A 17,684-nucleotide genomic window follows, 5' to 3' on the forward strand; every position below is an offset into this window, starting at 1 on the left:
GCTTGTAGCAACAACACAGACAATCAGAGCAACGTGACATATAAGCACGAGGCTCAATCAGATCCGGTTTGTACCAGTTTCGCCTGGCGACCATAGAGACGTGGAACCACCTGATCCCATACCGAACTCAGCAGTGAAACGCGTCATCGCCGATGGTAGTGTGGGGCTTCCCCATGTGAGAGTAGGTCATCGCCAGGCACTTAATACCAGAAACCCCGGTCTCGTTGAGGCCGGGGTTTTTGCATTGGGGCGAAGCACAGGCAGGCGCCAGACAAAAGAAAGGGCCCGGCGCATTCCCTGCGGCGGGCCCTGTCACTGACTTCCCTGTCAGTCGCTGTTACCTTGCATTTATTGTGACAATAACAGGCCATCGCCCACTATTTTATTTATGTATGCCTTCAGGTCGGCTGCTGTTTCTGAGTGCTTGAGCCCAAATGCCAGGTTGGCCTGCAGCAGGCCCGATTTGTTTCCGCAGTCATACAGATCACCTGACATGGTAAAAGCGTGAAGAAGGTCTCCCGATTCCACCAGTGATTTGATTGCATCAGTGAGTTGTATTTCTCCACCTGCGCCGGCTGTGGTTTTACGCAGCAGGTGCATGATCTTGCCTGGCAGGATATAACGACCGACTATGGCAAGGTTGGACGGTGCTTCGGACCGTGTAGGTTTTTCAACCAAATTATGCAGCTTTGAACTTGTACCGATGGCAGGCGGCATACCACCACAGTCAACGATTCCGTATCGCTCCACCTGATGTTCCGGTACCGCCTCAACCATGATCTGGCCGCACTGGTGCTCATAGTAGTGTGCAACCATTTGCTTTAGATCGCTGGACTCACCATTAGTGTCGATCAGCATGTCTGGTAGCATAACCGCAAAGTCTTCCTCGTCATGAATCAGTTGAGCCGCACAGAGAACCGCATGTCCCAGGCCTAGGGCCTGATCCTGACGTACTGATATGAGCTGTGAACCTGTCGGGAGCGTATTGCGCACTGCCTGAAGCAGTTCCTCCTTGCCTTTCGCAGTCAGAGCCTCTTCCAGCTCCGCATTGCGATCAAAGTGATCCTCGATCGATTCCTTGCCACTACGTGTGACCAGAATGATCTGAGTAAATCCTGCAGAAACCGCTTCTTCGACTACATATTGAATGACCGGTTTATCGACAACAGGCAACATCTCTTTTGGAATCGCTTTGCTGGCAGGCAAAACTCGAGTCCCAAGCCCGGCGACTGGAATAATGACTTTATTCAGCATTTTCGGATTCCTTCTGTTGTCGTGACTGTTCTTCCTGCCACAGTCTCAACTCTTCGTAATAGGTGTCCCACACGCATGGCTCGCAGCCATTTTCGCAGCACTCGCCATCTGCAGGTGGTGTCGGTTTGTCGCTCATTATCGACTCCATCAAAATGGCCTTCATTCTAACTGGTCATGCTGTTTTGCTCCACGAACAGCTTCCTTAATCATGGCAGCGAGTTTTTGCACCCCGGGTCTAGCCAGCTCACCATCGGTTAGGATCAGGTAAAGGTCAGCATAGCGTTCGGCACCGACTTCAAGCTGAAGAGGCTTGAGCTGTCCAGATTCAATCGCACTGGCTGCATGTGTCATTGGGTACCATGCATATCCGATACCTTTTGTTGCCGCCATTATCGACGTGGAAACATTACTGAGAGTCCAGCGCTGGTCAGCCCCAAGCCAACCTGCGTCATCATTGCGACTGCCAGAATCACGTACGACCAGTTGGCGGTGTTGACGCAAATCCTCCAGGCTCAGTGGACGGTCAAGTTGATGAAGGGGATGTTCAGGATGTGCACATGCTAGAAAGCGAATCTGCAGTAAACGCTCACCCAGAAAGCCTGGCGGGAGTCGACCGCTGATGGCCATGTCTACGTCTCGCTTGAGCACGGCTTCGTCACTGCCGCTGAGGACCGTTTCAAGCAAGGTGATGCGCGTCTGTGGATGGGTGGCAGCATAATTGGCGAGGGTATCGAGCATTAACTCCTTCGGGAAAATGGTATCCATTGCGATATGAATTTGTGCTTCATAGCCCATCCCAAACTGTTCAGCCAGTTGTTCAGCCTGCTCCGCCTGTTCGAGCAGGCGCCTTGCATGATGACACAAGGCTTCTCCTGCTTCAGTGAGGACTGCCCGGCGCCCTTCCAGCCGAAACACGCGAACATTAAGGCCTGACTCCAGTTTTTGAACTGAATAACTGATGGCCGACTGGCTTTTGCCAAGACGTTCGGCTGCCTTGGCGTACCCTCCGGCATCCACAACTGCAAGCATGGCCTGCCACTGTTCCAGTGATATCTGCATACGCCCTCGAACGATCTATTTTGTTGTTCAAACCAAACATGATTTTACTGTTTTATATAGACCGTGTTGATATGAAAATGTTGCCTGAATTAACGATTGAGGTTGAACTTAAACAATGGCGACTCTTCTTCATATACGCAGCAGTATCTTTGGTGACAGCGGGCAGTCGTCCGTATTGGCCAATGATTTCATTACACAGTGGCATCTGAACCACGACAAGGCTGAGGTTGTTACGCGTGATCTGATTTCAGACCCTTTGCCTCTGCTTGATGCCGAGTTGGTGTCGGCGTTGGTGAGTTCAGCTGAAAGTCGCACAGCGAAACAGCAATCCATCGTGAATTTGGCAAATCGCTTGCTGGCAGAAGTCCGCTCGGCCGATCAGATCCTGATCGGAGTTCCAATGTACAACTTTGGAATCCCAGTGCAGATGAAGGCCTGGTTCGACCTGCTTGCTCGTAGTGGTGTGACATTTAAGTATACGGATCAGGGGTCTGTCGGGTTACTTGAAGACAAGCCGGTGGTACTGATTGCAACGAGAGGCGGTCAGTATAAGGATGGGGGATATGACTTCCAGATTCCATTTGTAAAACAGTTCCTGGGCTTTCTCGGCCTCAAGGATGTACGAACCGTTTACGCAGAAGGCCTGAATATGGGGGAGCCTACTCAGGCTGAGTCTCTGAGCGCCGCACGTGCAGAACTTCAGTCGTGAGACGTTTTTATACAAAACATAACTTTGCTGTTGAGGAGCCTTGTGGCAAGCTCATGAAAAATAAATACAAAAAGCAGGAAACAACCTGTGTTTTTTTCACGCTTGCACCACAAACTGCTGTTGCTCTGGCTTCTGTCACTAGCCGGAGCATTGATGTTTGTTGGCCTGATATTCACACTGATGCTTGGGCATACAAGGGAGCAGCAGTCACTCCATGAGTTGGAACAGGCGCGTCATTTTCTGGCCGGACGCTGGGATACCGCCCGGCAGGCTGTAGAGGAGCAGCTGGATCAGCTTGCAGGACAGTCAGAGCTTGCTTTACCTGATTCACCCGGTAATAACGAGAGACTCGAAACCGAACTGGAGTTACTTGCATTGAGGCTGCTCCGTCGGCTTGAGACACGAGGTCTGGACTATCTCGCCATCCATGATGAGCGAGGTCAGTTACAGGCCATGGCCTGTCGGTGTCAGGGTGGTGACAGGCTTTATGCCTACAATACAAAGCCCCTTGGCCGCACCGGTTTCCGAATACGACCCTCAGATGATGAGCCCTCCTACCAGAGCCACTTCCTTCCGTATGATTTGTTGCGACTGTCCCTGCCCAGTCATTCAGAGCCTGTGATTGCTCGCACGCGAGACCAGCTCTACCTGTTGGGGTGGCAGGACGTGCCGGGTGGTTCAAGGCTTCAAGGTGGAGTAAAACTCAGCGATGATACGGTAGGCCACCTTGCGCACCGGCTTGAATACCCGGTGCTGTTACAGGCCGAAGAACTCAGTGTAGGGCAAGGATTCGAGTCACGACTCTCGTTACAACGCTTACAGCAACTTGAACGGAGTCAGCAAGGCTGGGTCGGGGCGGATGATGAATACTACGGTGCTATTACGTTTGCTGAGCCAGGAATTGAAGCGCGATTGATTTTCGCGGTACCGGTTAAAGGCTTGGGCCATGAGCTGGAGACGCTTGGGCAGTCGATGCTGGTACTTTTACTGCTTGCTCTGGTTGGGTTTACCCCGTTGGGTGGCTGGTTCATAAGTCGGGTGATTACACGCCCGCTGGGCAAGCTGTCGCTTGCAGTACAGAACCTGAAAGAAGGCAACTATCAACGTATTGAGGGATTTGATCAAAAAAGCGACCTGGGTCGCCTGGCATCGTCATTCAACACCATGGTGACGGCGCTCAATGAGCGTGAAGAAGCGCTAAGGGACAGTAGTCGTGAATTGCGGCAGTTGTCTGCTGCACTGGAACAAAGTCCAGCCTGTATTATCATCACGGATCTCCAAGGCATTATTCAGTATGTTAATCCGGGTTTTTGCCGTGTGACAGGCTATAGCGCTGCTGATGTGAAAGGGCGGCCGGTTAGTCTGCTTAAATCCTCTTCAACCCATGCTGACACCTTTGGTCAGCTCTGGAGTTCACTAAGCAGTAAGGGCGAGTGGCATGGCGAGCTGCTCAACCAGCGCAAGAATGGTGAGCAGTTCTGGGTGGCGGCTACCATTTCAGTGTTGCGTGACGAGCAGGGTCAGCCAGATCGCTATCTGGCCATTGAGGAAGATATTTCACTGCGTAAAAGTTACGAAGAGCAACTGTTTCACCGCAGCAATTATGATGCACTCACGGATCTTCCAAATCGAGAATTGATCCAGGATCGTTTGCAGCAGGCAATTGAAATGGCTGAGGCGCAGCAGCATCAGGTTGCTGTTCTGTTCATCAATCTATTGCAATTCCGTCGCGTGAATGAAGTCCAGGGTCATCAGGCAGGAGATACACTACTCTGTCAGGCCGCTCAACGCTTGCAGCAGGTACATTCGCCCCTGGAAAGCCTCGGTCGGATTGGCAGTGACGAGTTTGTGGTCGTTGTTCCAGAAGTGACTCGCATGCAGGCGGTTGAAAATCTCACGCGCTGTCTGTTACAGCAGTTTGATGTCCCTTTTCAGCTTAGTGATACCGAGGTCCGTGTGGCGGCCTGTATCGGTATTGCCCTGTACCCTGACGATGGATTGCGCGCTGATATGCTGCTGCGTCATGCTGATGCGGCAATGCAACAAGTGCGCATGCGCAAGGAAGCGGGTTACTGTTTTTTCATGGAAGAGATGAATGAACATGCACGGCACTCACTTGAGATGGAGCAGGCGCTGCATGATGCGCTTGAGCGAAACGAATTTGTACTTTGGTATCAGCCACTGCTTGATCTGAAAACCCGCCGCATTACAGGTGTTGAGGCACTTGTGCGCTGGCACCGTCCGGGTTACGGGCTGGTTCCACCGGACGAATTTATTCCAAGGGCTGAAGAAAGCGGTCAGATTTTGCCACTCGGACACTGGGTACTGGCCGAGGCCATTCGTCAGGCAGCCAGTTGGCAACGACAGATGGGGCTGAAGCTGAATATCGCAGTGAATATTTCTCCCCGACAGATTCAGCAGCCCGATTTTGTGCAGCAGGTTAAACAGCTGTTGATTATTCATGAGCTGACGCCAGGCAGCCTGGAGCTTGAAATTACCGAGTCTATTTTTCTCGATGTTGAAGCAGAAGGCCGCACTATTGAAACATTGAAGCAATTGAGAAGCTTTGGTGTACGCCTGTCGATTGATGACTTTGGTACGGGGTTCTCGGCTCTGGGTTACCTGAAGCGTTTTCCTGTAGATATTCTCAAGATTGATCGCCAATTCGTGCGAGATATTCATATGGATCAAGACGCTGCAACGCTGTGTCAGGCGATTATCTGGATGGCCAGGGGACTGCACATGGAAGTGATTGCCGAGGGTGTTGAACTGGAAGAGCAACTCGACATTCTGGCTGAATCGGGAGCCGATGTAGTGCAGGGGTATTACATCGCGAAACCGCAGCCGGCTGAATGTCTGCCTCAGATCTTTGAACGATATGAAGACAGAAAGGCAATTTGACGTAATTTGAACTAGAAATTGGAGCGGGAAACGAGACTCGAACTCGCGACCCCGACCTTGGCAAGGTCGTGCTCTACCAACTGAGCTATTCCCGCATTTGGATGGCATCCCGTAGGGGGTTCGAACCCCTGTTACCGCCGTGAAAGGGCGGTGTCCTGGACCACTAGACGAACGGGACGCGGTACAATCAGACTGTGCCTGACAGCGGTGCGAATATTAATAACAGAGATTTTTCCGGTCAAGCGTTTTCTTTCGTTTTTTGTTATAGAATCAAAGTCTTCTGTTTAACTCGGATGGACATGTGCCGATGAGCCCGACTGAAACCGGCCTAATCATCGTGGCTGTAGTGGTGGTGATGGCGATGATAGCCTTCAGTATTCAGACGGTTGAAAATCAACGTCGTGAACGTCGCATGCGCCTGCTTATGCTGAAAGACCAGATTCGCCGGGCTGATCATCTGCTGCACACTTTGCCTGAGCATTACATCACCCGTGAGATTCGCGATGTGCTGGTCAGATATCTGCAGAATCGCTGGAAGCAGGTGATGGAGCTGGAAAACACATCTGAAAATCGACAGAAACTGTCTGAGATGGAAGCCTTCGCCGCTCAACCTTTACCTGTGGTTGAACATCCACCCGGTTCCATGACGTTGCACACTGATCGTAATCATGCTCAACGCACTGCAGCTCTGTTGCGGGAGCTGTTCCAGTTTTTGACAGAGCTGCAGAACGGTGGGCTTCTGCCTCCGGCCACAACACGGGATGTCATCTATCAGGTGAAGGAAGCCTATACCCGTACACGCATTGATGTTGAGATTATGGAAGCGCTTGAAGTCGAGCAGCAAAGAGGACCGGCCCCAGCCTTGCCGCGCTATAGTACGGCAGCAGGCAAGTTGCAACGGCTCAATCAGACCCAGCAATTGGATCGCCAGATCTATGAGCTAAGTGCGCATATGGATAAACTCCAGGCGCTTGTTGAGCGTGAACGTCTGCTGCGCGAAGCGGAAGAGGAGCGCAAGCGGGCCGAAGAGGCAGCAAAAGAAGACAAGTTCAAGCCTAAATCGATTACAGACTATCGGCGTTAAGTATTCACGAAGCAGTCATAAATCTCTACAATCGCGTGCAATTAAGAAATTGCTTATATAAAAGGCGCTTGCCAGCAAGAATGTGCCGTTTACAATGCCGAGGGAATCTGTGCCCCCACAAACGACCAGCCTTAACACCTCCGTTGATGAGCAGTTGCGCATCATGCAGGCGAGTCTTGAACATCTTTCTGATCTTGTGGTGGTGACGGATGCGGACCTGACGCCCCCGGGTCCGCGTATTGTCTATGTCAATCAGGCCGTTATTGAACGTACGGGCTATGACCGTGAACGGCTGATAGGCGCCAGCCCGCGTCTGTTTCAGGGAAAAGATACCTGTAGAGAAGCGCTGAATCGAATCGGCAATGCCTTGCGCCGCGGTGAAAGGGTGCGCGAAGAGTTGCTGAATTATACCAGCAGTGGCGATGCGTATTGGATCGGCATCAGCATAGTGCCTCTTTTTGATGACAGCGGGCAGCTCACACACTTTGTCAGTACCCAAAGTGATATTACCTCACGCAAGCGCATTGAATCCGATCTGCTGCTGTTTCGCCAGGCGATCGACCAAAGTCCTTCCAGCGTCATTATTACTGACAACAATGGGCATATTACCTACGTTAATAACGGCTTTGAGATCAACTCCGGCTACAGTCGTGACGATGTTTTGGGGCGAACACCCGGCTTCCGGGCCTGGGCACCTAAAAGTGAGGTTGAAAAGAGGGCTTTCTGGGACCGTCTAGATAGTGGTTTGCCCTGGCGAGGTGAGTTCGTTAATCGGCATAAACAGGGACACCGCGTGGTCAAGCGCGCCGTAGTTTCACCGGTGCGTAATATGGAAGGAAACATCAGCCATTTCCTGTCGGTCGAGCAGGATATTACGGCGGAAAAGGAGGCCCTGTCTCAACTGGAGTATTTGGCCTACCACGACCCCGTGACTCAGATGCCCAACCGTCGCCTGCTGCAGCAGAGGGTCGAAGCATTGCTCCATGCTCCACTCATTGCTCCGTCAGCTGCACTGTTGCTGATAGATCTGGATGATTTCAAACGGATCAACGATGCGCATGGTCATGGATTTGGCGATCGAGTGCTGCAGAAAATCGGCTCTCGTCTGCAAAAACAGCTGTTAAGTGAGAGCGAATTGGTCGCTCGCCTTGGGGGTGATGAGTTTGGCGTGCTTTTGTGCGGCCGAACAACAGATGCCGAGTCTGACCTGATCTGGAGATTGGAGGCCTTGAGCCAACAGTTGGCCAGACCACTCAATATTGATGGTGAAACACTACTGCTTGCCGGCAGCATTGGTGTTGCCAGAATTCCGCAACATGGTCGCAGCTTTGTAACCCTGCAGCGCAATGCCGATCTTGCTCTGTACAAGGCCAAGGCTGATGGTAAGGGAGGCTACGCCACGTTCACGGCGGAGCTGAACGTGGCGGCTCAACGCAGGGTAAGGCTTGAAGAATCACTTCGCCTCACGATTCTGCGGGATGAGCTCAGCCTTGCTGTACAGTCACAGTTCGGGCCCGCTGGCGATATTCGGGGGGCCGAGGTCCTGGTGCGCTGGTTGCGTGGTCCGGAAGGCGTTCCGGTGTCGCCCGCTGAGTTTATACCGGTGGCGGAAGCTTCCGGTCTCATCAAGCCTCTGACATTGACGGTGTTCAGGCAGGCGCTTGAGATTGCGGCGCAACTCAAGGCTGCCGGCTTGCGAATTCCGCTGTCAATCAATCTCAGTTCGGATCTGTTCCGTGATAGTGCGCTGATCGATGCACTGGTCGATCTGGTGGCTGATAGCGTTGTAACACCTGACGCGTTGATGCTTGAAATCACCGAAAGCCTGTTTATCGATACTCATCCGGACTTGTTGCGGAACATGGCGCGGCTGGCGGAGCTGGGGTTTGCCTTTTCATTGGACGACTTCGGTACAGGGTACTCCAATCTGGCCTATCTGAAGCGTTTGCACTTGAGTGAGCTCAAGATCGATAAGAGTTTTGTGGATGGTTTACCGCAGGATGAAGATAACCGGGCCATTGTACTTTCGATTATCTCGATCGCTCGCCAGTTAAGACTTAGAGTTGTAGCAGAAGGTGTTGAAACGTCTGCGCAGGCTGACTTTCTTGTCGCCCATGGCTGTGAGCTGTTGCAGGGCTATTTGCTTCACAAGCCATCGCCTGCCGAGGAGTGGCTGGGGCAGCTAATGGACGGTATAGAAAAAAACTGTCGAAAGGGGGTTGACCACTAAAAGGCCCATACGTAATATATGCGCCTCCTCGATGAGGAAAGCGAAAGCGCTCAAGACTGTGTCCCGTTCGTCTAGTGGTCCAGGACACCGCCCTTTCACGGCGGTAACAGGGGTTCGAACCCCCTACGGGATGCCACTCACTCGTGAGTGATAGTTTTGAGAGTAAAGCGGGAATAGCTCAGTTGGTAGAGCACGACCTTGCCAAGGTCGGGGTCGCGAGTTCGAGTCTCGTTTCCCGCTCCAAACGTTTTTGCAGGCTGCGTCCCATTCGTCTAGTGGCCTAGGACACCGCCCTTTCACGGCGGTAACAGGGGTTCGAACCCCCTATGGGACGCCACTATCTGACAGAGATGCTATAGTAAGATCTCTGAAAGAAACATGCGGGAATAGCTCAGTTGGTAGAGCACGACCTTGCCAAGGTCGGGGTCGCGAGTTCGAGTCTCGTTTCCCGCTCCAAATTCAGTACAGACTGTCAGCACACAGCGTTTAATACGATAACCATCCGGCGAAAGCTGCATGGTTTTTTTCGTTTCATGGTCTGTACATTGGTTCCGTAAAGCAAAGCCTCAGGCCGGGCATGCCTCGCACAGAGGGGATGGCCCGGCATAAGTACAAGAGTGTCTTCAGTGTCGGGTGTCTGATGCATCCCCAAGAATACTCTGTCGCAGTGACAGGTAATCTACAGGGTTGTTGCTGGCCTCAAGCTCAGCCTGTGTTTCATCAAGCTGCTGGAACTGCTCGATCTCCTCGTCGCTCATAAAGTGCAGACACTCGCCGCCAAACAGCCAGAAGAGGTCACGTGCCAATAGTGGTACGAATTGTGGGTAGCCACGTACCAGTCGGACCAGCAGGGTTTGGCCATCTTCGTATGCTTCTGGGCGATGATGTTCGAAATCATCCACCACTGCGGCAAACTGGTCCAGAAACTCAAGCTCCTCGCTGGCCTCGGCGTCCTTGAAGGTTGGCTGCTGAATCAAGTTGTTATAGGCGATCTTGAGCAGGTTCAGATGAAAACTGTGGCGATCGGTCACGGGGTACTCCGGTTGTTGCAGTCACGGGAGCGGGCATCGGATGTCCGCGCAAACGGGTACAATGGGGGGCGGCGGTTGAAATTTCAATCCCCGGCCGCATCTACCCACATCTACACTCCATTCAAAGGCAAGGCATGACAACGGCGCTTTCGATACAGGATTTAAGAAAGGTATACGGTAACGGCTTCGAGGCTCTCAAGGGGATCTCTCTGGACGTGCAGCAGGGAGACTTCTTTGCCCTGTTGGGCCCAAATGGTGCCGGCAAATCAACAACGCTGGGGATCGTTTCCTCGCTGGTCAACAAAACTGCCGGCAAGGTCAGTGTGTTTGGTTACGATATTGATACCCAGCTGGCGCAGGCCAAGCAGTGCCTTGGGGTTGTACCGCAGGAGTTCAACTTCAACCCGTTTGAAAAAGTAGTGGATATCGTTGTCACTCAGGCTGGGTATTACGGTATTCCGCGCAGGCAGGCGTTGCAGCGTGCTGAAATTTACCTGGGCAAACTTGGTCTTTGGGAAAAGCGCGATGAGCGTGCTCGTATGCTGTCCGGTGGCATGAAGCGCCGCCTGATGATTGCCCGTGCGTTGGTGCATGAACCCAAGTTGCTGATTCTGGACGAGCCGACTGCAGGGGTCGATATCGAGCTGCGCCGTTCCATGTGGGACTTCCTGAGTGAAATAAACGCCGCAGGGACAACTATTATCCTCACGACGCACTATCTGGAAGAAGCTGAAAGCCTGTGTCGCAATATCGCCATCATCGATCATGGCAGCATCATCCAGAATACCAGTATGAAAGCACTGCTGCAGAAGCTGGATACGGAAACCTTCATTCTGGATCTGCGCCAGGATTTTACCGAGCTGCCCAAACTTGATGGGTACGTGATCCGGCCGCGTGATGCACATACCCTTGAGGTCGATGTGCCAAAGGCGGCAGGGCTCAATGCGCTGTTCAGCCACTTGGCCGAGCAGGGGCTGGAAGTGAGCAGCATGCGCAACAAGGCCAACCGGCTGGAAGAACTGTTTGTGTCGCTGGTCGACAAGAATTTGAAACAGGAGTCAAAATGAATTCCCGGCTGCTATGGACCGCGTTCGTCACTATCGTCGTCAAGGAGATCCGTCGCTTTACCCGTATCTGGGTTCAGACCCTGCTGCCGCCAGCGATCACCATGACGCTCTATTTCATTATTTTCGGCAATCTGATCGGCTCTCGCATTGGTGACATGGGTGGCTTCGATTACATGGAGTATATCGTTCCGGGCCTGATCATGATGTCAGTTATCACCAACTCCTACGGTAACGTGGTGTCCTCTTTCTTCGGCACCAAGTTTCAGCGCAATATCGAGGAGCTGCTGGTCTCGCCGGTGCCCAACTGGATTATCCTGGCCGGCTATGTGATTGGCGGCGCCACACGAGGGTTGATGGTAGGCTTTATCGTGACCCTGCTGTCACTATTTTTCACCAAGTTGCAGATCAACCACCTCTTCATCACTATTACTGTGGTATTGCTGACCGCGATTCTGTTTTCGCTGGGTGGTTTCATCAATGCCGTATACGCCAAAACCTTTGATGATATCGCGATCGTGCCTACCTTCATCCTGACCCCGCTGACCTATCTGGGTGGCGTATTCTACAGCATCCAGCTGTTGCCGGGATTCTGGCAGGGGGTGTCACAGCTGAACCCGATTCTGTATATGGTAAACAGCTTCCGTTATGGCATTTTGGGCGTCAGTGACATCGATATCGGTTTTGCCTTCGCCATGATTATTGGGTTTATTGTCGTGTTGGGAGGCGTTGCCATTCATTTGCTGAATACTGGCAAGGGGATTCGAGAATGAGCGAACATGATCAGGTAAAGGCATCCCCGCTGGGGCAGGATACGGTCTACGTCAATGAGTACGACGCCTCGTTGCTGTACCCGATTCGGCGTGACCTGAACTGGGAGGTCAAGGGCGTCAAACGCAGTAGCCTGCCGTTTCGCGGACTGGATATATGGAATGCCTATGAGGTTTCTTGGCTGGACGCCGGCGGCAAGCCGGTGGTACGGCTGGCTGAATTTCGTATACCGGCCAGCTCACCCTGCATCATTGAATCCAAGTCGTTCAAACTGTACCTGAACTCTTTCAACCTGAGTCGCTTTGCACAGGAAAGCGAGGTGCGCGAGCGGATGCAGGCGGATCTGTCGGCGGCTGCAGGTGCGCCGGTGCAGGTCAAATTGATCCCGCTGACTCAGGCTGTTGAAGTGAGCCAGCTCAAGGGGCGATGCCTGGATGATCTGCCACTTCAGGTCGAGCACTACTCGCCGGCCCCTGAGTTGCTGAACGCCTCAGGTCCTGTTACCGAGGAAACTCTGGTCAGTCACTTGCTCAAGTCCAACTGCCCCGTCACCGGGCAGCCTGATTGGGCCAGTGTGCAGATCCGCTACAAGGGGGCTCAGATCGATCACAAAGGGCTGCTGGCCTATCTGATCTCCTATCGTGAACACGGCGACTTTCACGAGCAGTGTGTCGAAAATATCTTCATGGATATCTGGCAGCGCTGCCGACCGCAGAAACTCAGTGTCTATGCGCGCTATGTCCGTCGCGGTGGTCTGGATATCAACCCCTACCGCTCCAGTATCAACGACGAGCCGCAGAACCTGCGCCTGTCACGCCAGTAAAAGGATAGTCTCATGGATGCACTCGACGCCCTGATCAACCGTACCTCATGCCCCCGCCTGGAAGGCCCGGCTCCAACGCCGGAACAGCTTGACCTGATGTTGCGTGCAGCTCTGAGAGCGCCGGATCATGGAGCGCTGCGCCCCTGGCGCTTTATTATTACGGAAGGCGAAGGTCTGGTACGCATGGGTGAGCTGTTTGCCCGTGCCGCTTTGAAGGCTGATCCGGAGTTGCCGCAGGCAAGGCATGACAAATGCCTGCAAATGCCGCTGCGGGCGCCAATGATCATCACGGTAGTTGCTGTCACTCGAGAGCATCCCAAAGTCCCGTTGGACGAACAGTTAATCTCGGCAGGATGTGCGGCTCATGCCATCACCCAAGCGGCTTTCGCGCAGGGCCTTGGGGCGATGTGGCGCACCGGTGAAATGACCCATAACTCGCATGTGCGATCAGGGCTGGAGCTGGCCGAACATGAGCAGGTGGTTGGCTTTATCTATCTGGGCCAGCGCTGTCGCGAGCGCGAGGCTCCGATGCTGGATCTTGCCGAGTTCGTGACTCGCTGGGAGGGCTGATGAAAACCGATACGGTTGAATTCCTTGGTTGGCTCAAGACCCAGATTCCACTGCTGGAACACTTGGGTATTTCACGGCTGACATGGGATGGTCAAACGCTGACGATCCCCACGCCGCTGGCACCCAATGTAAACGACAAGGGAACCGGTTTTGGCGGTTCTCAGGCGGCGATCGCCACTGTAGCGGGGTGGTGCCTGACGACCCTGTGTCTCAGGGAGCGCGGGCTGGAGTGTGACGTGGTGATCGCTGACAGCCATCTCCAATACCTCAAGCCGGTTACGGCGGATTTTGTGACACAAGTTGAGCTGATCGACACCGCCGCTTCTGATGCCTTGGCCGAGCGTGTAGTGGAGCGGGGCAAGGGTAAGCTGGCGTTGGTGGTAGAGGTCATCTGCAATGGTCAGGTCTGCATGCGTCTGGAAGGACTCTATGTCGCGATAAAGCGCTGAGGCCTGTTCCTGTTTTAGACGGAGGCCTACTTGCCCTGCCGGGTCGCCGTGATAGTGCGACTGAGCAGAATGACCGGCACAATTCCAACCAGCACAATCAGCATCGCAGACAGTGCACTGGTTTCCAGCATTTCATCTGACGCATACTGGTACACATAGGTTGCCAGCGTATCGTAATTGAACGGTCGCAGAATCAGAGTGGCCGGCAATTCCTTCATGGAGTCGACAAAAACTACCAGAACGGCCGTTAACAATCCGCCTCGGATCAGTGGCAAGTGGACGCGCCGGAGGGTTTGCAGTGGGTTAAGGCCGAGAGAGCGCGATGCCATGTCCATGCTGGGTGTAACTTTGGCCAGTGATGACTCCACGCTGCCGGTTGATACCGCCAGAAAGCGCACGGAATAGGCAAATACGATGGCGAAGGGTGTACCGCTCAGTAGCAGGCCCGTACCAAAGCCGAAGTGACGTTGCATGAACGCGTCGACGCTGTTGTCGAAAGCCGCCAGAGGAATAATGACACCGATCGCAAGAACTGCACCTGGCAAGGCATAGCCCAGGCTGCTGAAGCGAGCGGCCACTGTAAGCGAGCGTTGCTGCGGATAAAGTCGCTTACTGTAGGCCAGTACAACTGCGATCACGACTGTCAGTGCAGCAGCCAGAGCGGAAAGGGTAAAGCTGTGCACTGCATTGGCAATAAAGCCGGGCTCGGCGAACTGGTCCAGCCGCCGCAGTGCATAGCTTCCGAGCACGATAAAAGGAATTGCAAAACCGAGCACGACCGGCAGGGCGCAAGCCAGTGTCGCCATCAGTTGTCGTGCGGGGCTGAGGCGGAAGCGTTCAATTGAACGGAACCGGTCGGAGCCGCTGAACTGACGCTGACGGGCGCGTGCAATGCGCTCAAGTGAAATCAGCAGTACTACAAACAGCATCATCAGGCTGGCAATCTGGGCGGCGGCTCCGAGGTTGCCCATGTTCAGCCAGGCATCATAGATACCGGCAGACAGACTTTTGACCGCGAAATAGTCAACCGTGCCAAAGTCGTTCAGGGTTTCCATGGATACCAGTGCAAGGCCCACAGCGATGGAGGGCCGAGCAATGGGCAGCGAGATGCGCAGAAAGCTCTGCAGCGGAGTGCAGCCAAAGATGCGGCTGGCATCCCGAATGCTCATCGACTGTTCAAGGAAGCTGGCGCGAGCCAGCAGATACACATAGGGGTAGAGGACCAGCGTCAGCATGGCGATGGCGCCGCCAAGGCTTCGAATATCGGGAAACCAGTAGTCGCGCGCAGTTTGCCAACCGAACAGCTCACGCAATGTGCTTTGTACCGGGCCTGCATATTCCAGCAGATCGGTGTAGAGGTATGCGATCACATACGCGGGCATGGCGAACGGAAGCAACAGGGCCCACTCAAACAGGCGCCGACCAGGGAAATGACACATGGTCACAAGCCAGGCGGTACTGACACCGATTACGACTGACAGGCTGCCGACACCGGCCAGCAACAGCAGGGTAGAGCGGATGTAAACCGGCAGTATGGTATCGACCAGATGGGGCCAGATGTTTTCGGTGGGAAAAAGCGCCAGCCACAGAACGGCCAGAACCGGCAGCATCACCAGCAGAGCGCTGCCCCAGGCAACGGAGTACCAGCCGGGCATGTAGCGGTGCGGCTTGCGGGTATCAACCAGCGGGGCAGTTGCGGTAGCGGTTTCAGACATAGGACGGTGAACGCACAGAAACGGTAGCCGGGAAGACTACCGCTTCAGGTCGCAGCTGTCGATTGTCAGGCGCGAATCAGTTGTCAAAGCCGACCTTGTCAACCAGTCGTGATGCTGTTGCGCGGTGTTTGACTACATCACCCAGGTTGATGTCATCAGCCTTGAATTCACCCATGTGCTCCTTGAGCAGGGCAGACCACTCGATGCCGGGACGCACCGGGAACTCGTAGTTTACTTCCGCGTACATTTTCTGGGCCTGCTCGCTGGTCAGGAACTCGATCAGCTTGATGGCAGCTTCAGGGTTGGGCGCATGCTTGGCCAGCGCAGCACCGGAGATGCTCATGTGCGCACCGCGACCATCCTGGTTTGGGAACAGCAGATTGACCGATTTGGCCCACTCGATCTGCTCCGGCTCTTCCTGGTTGGTCAGCATCTTGCCATAGTAGTAGGTATTGCCCAGCGCAACATCGCACTGTCCTTCCATAACCGCCTTGACCTGGCCGCGGTCATTACCCTGTGGGCGGCGTGCCAGATTATCCTTCACGGCGCTGAGCCACTGCTCGGCCTGCTCTTCGCCCTTGTGTTCAATGATTGATCCGATCAGGGACAGGTTGTAGGAGTGTTTGCCACTGCGGGTGCAGACACGGCCTTTCCATTTCGGATCGGCCAGGTCTTCATAGGTCTGGATCTCACCCGGTTCCACACGATCCTTTGATGTGTAGATGATACGAGAGCGTGCCGTCAGACCAACCCAAAGGTCATCCTTCGAGCGGTACTGAGCCGGTACGTTTTCTTCTACGGTGCTGCTATTGATCGGCGCAACCAGTTGACGCTCGACCGCATCGTGCAGTGGGCCGACATCCGAGGTCAGAATGACATCGGCTGGAGAGTTGGCACCCTCGTGCTCCAGTCGTTCCAGCAGGCCGCTTTTGGAGAAGATGACATTGGCCTTGATGCCGGTTTCGGCGGTGAACGCCTCCAGCAGAGGCTTGATCAGGAACTCTTGCCGATAGGAGTAGATGTTGACCTCATCGGCTGCCTGCGCAACGGCGCCAAAGGTAGAAAAGGCCAGACCAGCAAGAAGGGCGTGTTTCGCGTTCATGTACATCTCCATCGGTTGTGGCGTGAGCCATGTAGTCCGAATATCAAAAACTTAATGCGAATTATTATCACTGTTTGCGTTCAAGTCAATGCTAGTGCATCTGATTCTTGTTTCCGCTAGAGATTAAAATAGTATATAGATGTAAAGGGAGAGCATATATTGAGGCAGATCATACCGGCAGCGGAAACAGACGCGACAGTAGAACGGGGACAGCGGTTTCAACCCGTAAAATGCGTGGCCCCAGATGAATGGCTTGCAGGCCAGCCTGCTCCAGCTTTTCCACCTCATAAGCGATAAATCCGCCTTCAGGACCAATAGCCAGAGTGGTTGGTGTATCCATCGGAGCCGGGCAAGGTGCCGCGTTGTAGGGGTGAGCCACCAGTGCGCGGGTATTGTGGGCCAGTGTGGGCAATTCATCCTCCACAAAGGGTTTGAACCGCTTGCGAACCTCCACCCGGGGCAGGCGGGTGTCACCGGACTGCTCCAGCCCCAGCAGCAGGTGTTCATGCAGGCGTTCGGGGTGCAGCAGGGGGGTGGACCAGTAGCTTTTATCGACACGGTAGGAGTTGATCAGCCACAGCTCCTTGACCCCCAAAGTAGCGATCGTCTCGATGCAGCGCTTGAGCATTTTCGGTCTTGGCAGGGCCATTACAAGTCGCAGAGGCAGTACAGGAGGCGGAGCCTGATTCAGTCTCACCTCAAGTTCCGCACTGTGCTGATCCAGGTGGATCAGTGTTCCCTGCCCGATCAAGCCATTGAGAACTCCCACCCGGAAATGTTCACCAACCTGTCCACGGTGAACCTCCTGCAAGTGGCGCAAGCGGCGGCCGTCGAGGCGGACTCGGTGCGGCCCGATAAAGTCTGAGGTATACAGCAGAATCAGGTTCACGGTAGTTTCATCATGCAGGCTGAAAACCGGCGA

At 53.9% G+C, this 17,684-nt stretch carries 16 protein-coding genes, 6 tRNA genes and 1 rRNA gene; 14 read left to right on the forward strand and 9 right to left on the reverse strand.

Annotation, left to right across the window (positions count from 1 at the left end; translation table 11 throughout):
* Positions 1-82: 82 nt before the first annotated feature.
* Positions 83-198: ribosomal RNA gene (rrf, locus tag BLV48_RS05950) — 5S ribosomal RNA — on the forward strand.
* A 150-nt stretch (positions 199-348) separates the two neighbouring features.
* Here rrf and galU read toward each other — a convergent pair.
* The 3 genes from galU to BLV48_RS05965 are packed head-to-tail and all read right to left on the reverse strand — an operon-like array spanning position 349 to position 2,313.
* Complete coding sequence (gene galU, locus BLV48_RS05955) at positions 349-1,254, reverse strand: UTP--glucose-1-phosphate uridylyltransferase GalU (RefSeq protein WP_091824582.1); 906 nt, start codon at positions 1,252-1,254, stop codon at positions 349-351.
* A complete protein-coding gene (locus BLV48_RS05960; protein ID WP_091824585.1) occupies positions 1,244-1,390 on the reverse strand; it encodes an oxidoreductase-like domain-containing protein in 147 nt (48 codons plus the stop codon). Before BLV48_RS05960 ends, galU begins: the two co-directional genes overlap by 11 nt.
* Positions 1,391-1,413: 23 nt before the next feature.
* The gene (locus BLV48_RS05965; RefSeq protein WP_091824588.1) at positions 1,414-2,313 is read right to left on the reverse strand and encodes a LysR family transcriptional regulator; all 900 of its coding nucleotides are present in this window, start codon (positions 2,311-2,313) and stop codon (positions 1,414-1,416) included.
* Positions 2,314-2,428: 115 nt separating this feature from the next.
* On the opposite strand from BLV48_RS05965, the gene BLV48_RS05970 reads away from it, so the two are divergent.
* Positions 2,429-3,022 carry an FMN-dependent NADH-azoreductase gene (locus BLV48_RS05970; RefSeq protein WP_091824591.1) on the forward strand — a complete coding sequence of 198 codons (594 nt, stop codon included), beginning with the start codon at positions 2,429-2,431 and terminating at the stop codon, positions 3,020-3,022.
* A gap of 87 nt (positions 3,023-3,109) precedes the next feature.
* Positions 3,110-5,923, forward strand: coding sequence for a putative bifunctional diguanylate cyclase/phosphodiesterase (locus tag BLV48_RS05975; protein ID WP_091824593.1), 2,814 nt, complete (start codon positions 3,110-3,112; stop codon positions 5,921-5,923).
* A 19-nt stretch (positions 5,924-5,942) separates the two neighbouring features.
* Here the strand turns inward: BLV48_RS05975 and BLV48_RS05980 are convergent.
* Both BLV48_RS05980 and BLV48_RS05985 read right to left on the reverse strand, forming a co-directional pair.
* Positions 5,943-6,018 (reverse strand) — tRNA-Gly (locus BLV48_RS05980).
* A 7-nt stretch (positions 6,019-6,025) separates the two neighbouring features.
* Positions 6,026-6,101, reverse strand: a tRNA-Glu gene (locus BLV48_RS05985).
* A gap of 129 nt (positions 6,102-6,230) precedes the next feature.
* On the opposite strand from BLV48_RS05985, the gene BLV48_RS05990 reads away from it, so the two are divergent.
* From BLV48_RS05990 to BLV48_RS06015, 6 genes are all read left to right on the forward strand, one after another.
* A complete protein-coding gene (locus tag BLV48_RS05990; RefSeq protein WP_091824596.1) occupies positions 6,231-7,007 on the forward strand; it encodes a hypothetical protein in 777 nt (258 codons plus the stop codon).
* Positions 7,008-7,101: 94 nt separating this feature from the next.
* Positions 7,102-9,237, forward strand: coding sequence for a putative bifunctional diguanylate cyclase/phosphodiesterase (locus BLV48_RS05995; RefSeq protein ID WP_091824599.1), 2,136 nt, complete (start codon positions 7,102-7,104; stop codon positions 9,235-9,237).
* 60 nt (positions 9,238-9,297) lie between these two features.
* A tRNA-Glu gene (locus tag BLV48_RS06000) sits at positions 9,298-9,373 on the forward strand.
* Between the two features lie 31 nt (positions 9,374-9,404).
* Positions 9,405-9,480 (forward strand) — tRNA-Gly (locus tag BLV48_RS06005).
* An 18-nt stretch (positions 9,481-9,498) separates the two neighbouring features.
* Positions 9,499-9,574 (forward strand) — tRNA-Glu (locus BLV48_RS06010).
* 43 nt (positions 9,575-9,617) lie between these two features.
* A tRNA-Gly gene (locus BLV48_RS06015) sits at positions 9,618-9,693 on the forward strand.
* Between the two features lie 167 nt (positions 9,694-9,860).
* Here BLV48_RS06015 and BLV48_RS06020 read toward each other — a convergent pair.
* Positions 9,861-10,268 (reverse strand): PA2817 family protein, encoded by a 408-nt coding sequence (locus BLV48_RS06020; RefSeq protein ID WP_091824602.1) that lies wholly within the window; start codon positions 10,266-10,268, stop codon positions 9,861-9,863.
* Positions 10,269-10,402: 134 nt separating this feature from the next.
* Between BLV48_RS06020 and BLV48_RS06025 the strand changes: the two genes are divergently transcribed.
* The 5 genes from BLV48_RS06025 to BLV48_RS06045 are packed head-to-tail and all read left to right on the forward strand — an operon-like array spanning position 10,403 to position 13,945.
* Complete coding sequence (locus BLV48_RS06025) at positions 10,403-11,335, forward strand: ABC transporter ATP-binding protein (protein ID WP_091824605.1); 933 nt, start codon at positions 10,403-10,405, stop codon at positions 11,333-11,335.
* Positions 11,332-12,105: an ABC transporter permease gene (locus tag BLV48_RS06030; RefSeq protein WP_091824608.1), complete on the forward strand. Its 774-nt coding sequence runs from the start codon at positions 11,332-11,334 to the stop codon at positions 12,103-12,105. The genes BLV48_RS06025 and BLV48_RS06030 overlap by 4 nt, the downstream gene beginning before the upstream one ends.
* On the forward strand, positions 12,102-12,926 hold the full coding sequence (gene queF / locus BLV48_RS06035) for an NADPH-dependent 7-cyano-7-deazaguanine reductase QueF (RefSeq protein ID WP_091824610.1): 825 nt from the start codon (positions 12,102-12,104) through the stop codon (positions 12,924-12,926). The genes BLV48_RS06030 and queF overlap by 4 nt, the downstream gene beginning before the upstream one ends.
* A 12-nt stretch (positions 12,927-12,938) precedes the next feature.
* On the forward strand, positions 12,939-13,496 hold the full coding sequence (locus tag BLV48_RS06040) for an NAD(P)H nitroreductase (RefSeq protein ID WP_091824613.1): 558 nt from the start codon (positions 12,939-12,941) through the stop codon (positions 13,494-13,496).
* Positions 13,496-13,945 (forward strand): YiiD C-terminal domain-containing protein, encoded by a 450-nt coding sequence (locus BLV48_RS06045; RefSeq protein ID WP_091824616.1) that lies wholly within the window; start codon positions 13,496-13,498, stop codon positions 13,943-13,945. Before BLV48_RS06040 ends, BLV48_RS06045 begins: the two co-directional genes overlap by 1 nt.
* A gap of 26 nt (positions 13,946-13,971) precedes the next feature.
* Here BLV48_RS06045 and BLV48_RS06050 read toward each other — a convergent pair whose 3' ends face one another.
* The 3 genes from BLV48_RS06050 to BLV48_RS06060 all read right to left on the reverse strand — a co-directional run bounded on the left by BLV48_RS06050 (position 13,972) and on the right by BLV48_RS06060 (position 17,651).
* Positions 13,972-15,660, reverse strand: coding sequence for an ABC transporter permease (locus BLV48_RS06050; protein ID WP_091824619.1), 1,689 nt, complete (start codon positions 15,658-15,660; stop codon positions 13,972-13,974).
* Between the two features lie 76 nt (positions 15,661-15,736).
* Positions 15,737-16,762: a Fe(3+) ABC transporter substrate-binding protein gene (locus BLV48_RS06055; RefSeq protein ID WP_091824621.1), complete on the reverse strand. Its 1,026-nt coding sequence runs from the start codon at positions 16,760-16,762 to the stop codon at positions 15,737-15,739.
* A gap of 169 nt (positions 16,763-16,931) precedes the next feature.
* Positions 16,932-17,651: a 16S rRNA (uracil(1498)-N(3))-methyltransferase gene (locus BLV48_RS06060; RefSeq protein WP_091824624.1), complete on the reverse strand. Its 720-nt coding sequence runs from the start codon at positions 17,649-17,651 to the stop codon at positions 16,932-16,934.
* Positions 17,652-17,684 lie beyond the last annotated feature (33 nt).

This window comes from Marinobacterium iners DSM 11526, assembly GCF_900107855.1.
Classification (GTDB): Bacteria; Pseudomonadota; Gammaproteobacteria; order Pseudomonadales; family Balneatricaceae; genus Marinobacterium; species Marinobacterium iners.

What these genes read in the sequence shown, in the direction of transcription:
- galU (WP_091824582.1), bottom strand. Translation starts at nt 1,254, where the DNA reads ATGCTGAATAAAGTCATTATTCCAGTCGCCGGGCTTGGGACTCGAGTT.
- BLV48_RS05960 (WP_091824585.1), bottom strand. Translation starts at nt 1,390, where the DNA reads ATGAGCGACAAACCGACACCACCTGCAGATGGCGAGTGCTGCGAAAAT.
- BLV48_RS05965 (WP_091824588.1), bottom strand. Translation starts at nt 2,313, where the DNA reads ATGCAGATATCACTGGAACAGTGGCAGGCCATGCTTGCAGTTGTGGAT.
- BLV48_RS05970 (WP_091824591.1), top strand. Translation starts at nt 2,429, where the DNA reads ATGGCGACTCTTCTTCATATACGCAGCAGTATCTTTGGTGACAGCGGG.
- BLV48_RS05990 (WP_091824596.1), top strand. Translation starts at nt 6,231, where the DNA reads ATGAGCCCGACTGAAACCGGCCTAATCATCGTGGCTGTAGTGGTGGTG.
- BLV48_RS05995 (WP_091824599.1), top strand. Translation starts at nt 7,102, where the DNA reads ATGCCGAGGGAATCTGTGCCCCCACAAACGACCAGCCTTAACACCTCC.
- BLV48_RS06025 (WP_091824605.1), top strand. Translation starts at nt 10,403, where the DNA reads ATGACAACGGCGCTTTCGATACAGGATTTAAGAAAGGTATACGGTAAC.
- BLV48_RS06030 (WP_091824608.1), top strand. Translation starts at nt 11,332, where the DNA reads ATGAATTCCCGGCTGCTATGGACCGCGTTCGTCACTATCGTCGTCAAG.
- queF (WP_091824610.1), top strand. Translation starts at nt 12,102, where the DNA reads ATGAGCGAACATGATCAGGTAAAGGCATCCCCGCTGGGGCAGGATACG.
- BLV48_RS06040 (WP_091824613.1), top strand. Translation starts at nt 12,939, where the DNA reads ATGGATGCACTCGACGCCCTGATCAACCGTACCTCATGCCCCCGCCTG.
- BLV48_RS06045 (WP_091824616.1), top strand. Translation starts at nt 13,496, where the DNA reads ATGAAAACCGATACGGTTGAATTCCTTGGTTGGCTCAAGACCCAGATT.
- BLV48_RS06050 (WP_091824619.1), bottom strand. Translation starts at nt 15,660, where the DNA reads ATGTCTGAAACCGCTACCGCAACTGCCCCGCTGGTTGATACCCGCAAG.
- BLV48_RS06055 (WP_091824621.1), bottom strand. Translation starts at nt 16,762, where the DNA reads ATGAACGCGAAACACGCCCTTCTTGCTGGTCTGGCCTTTTCTACCTTT.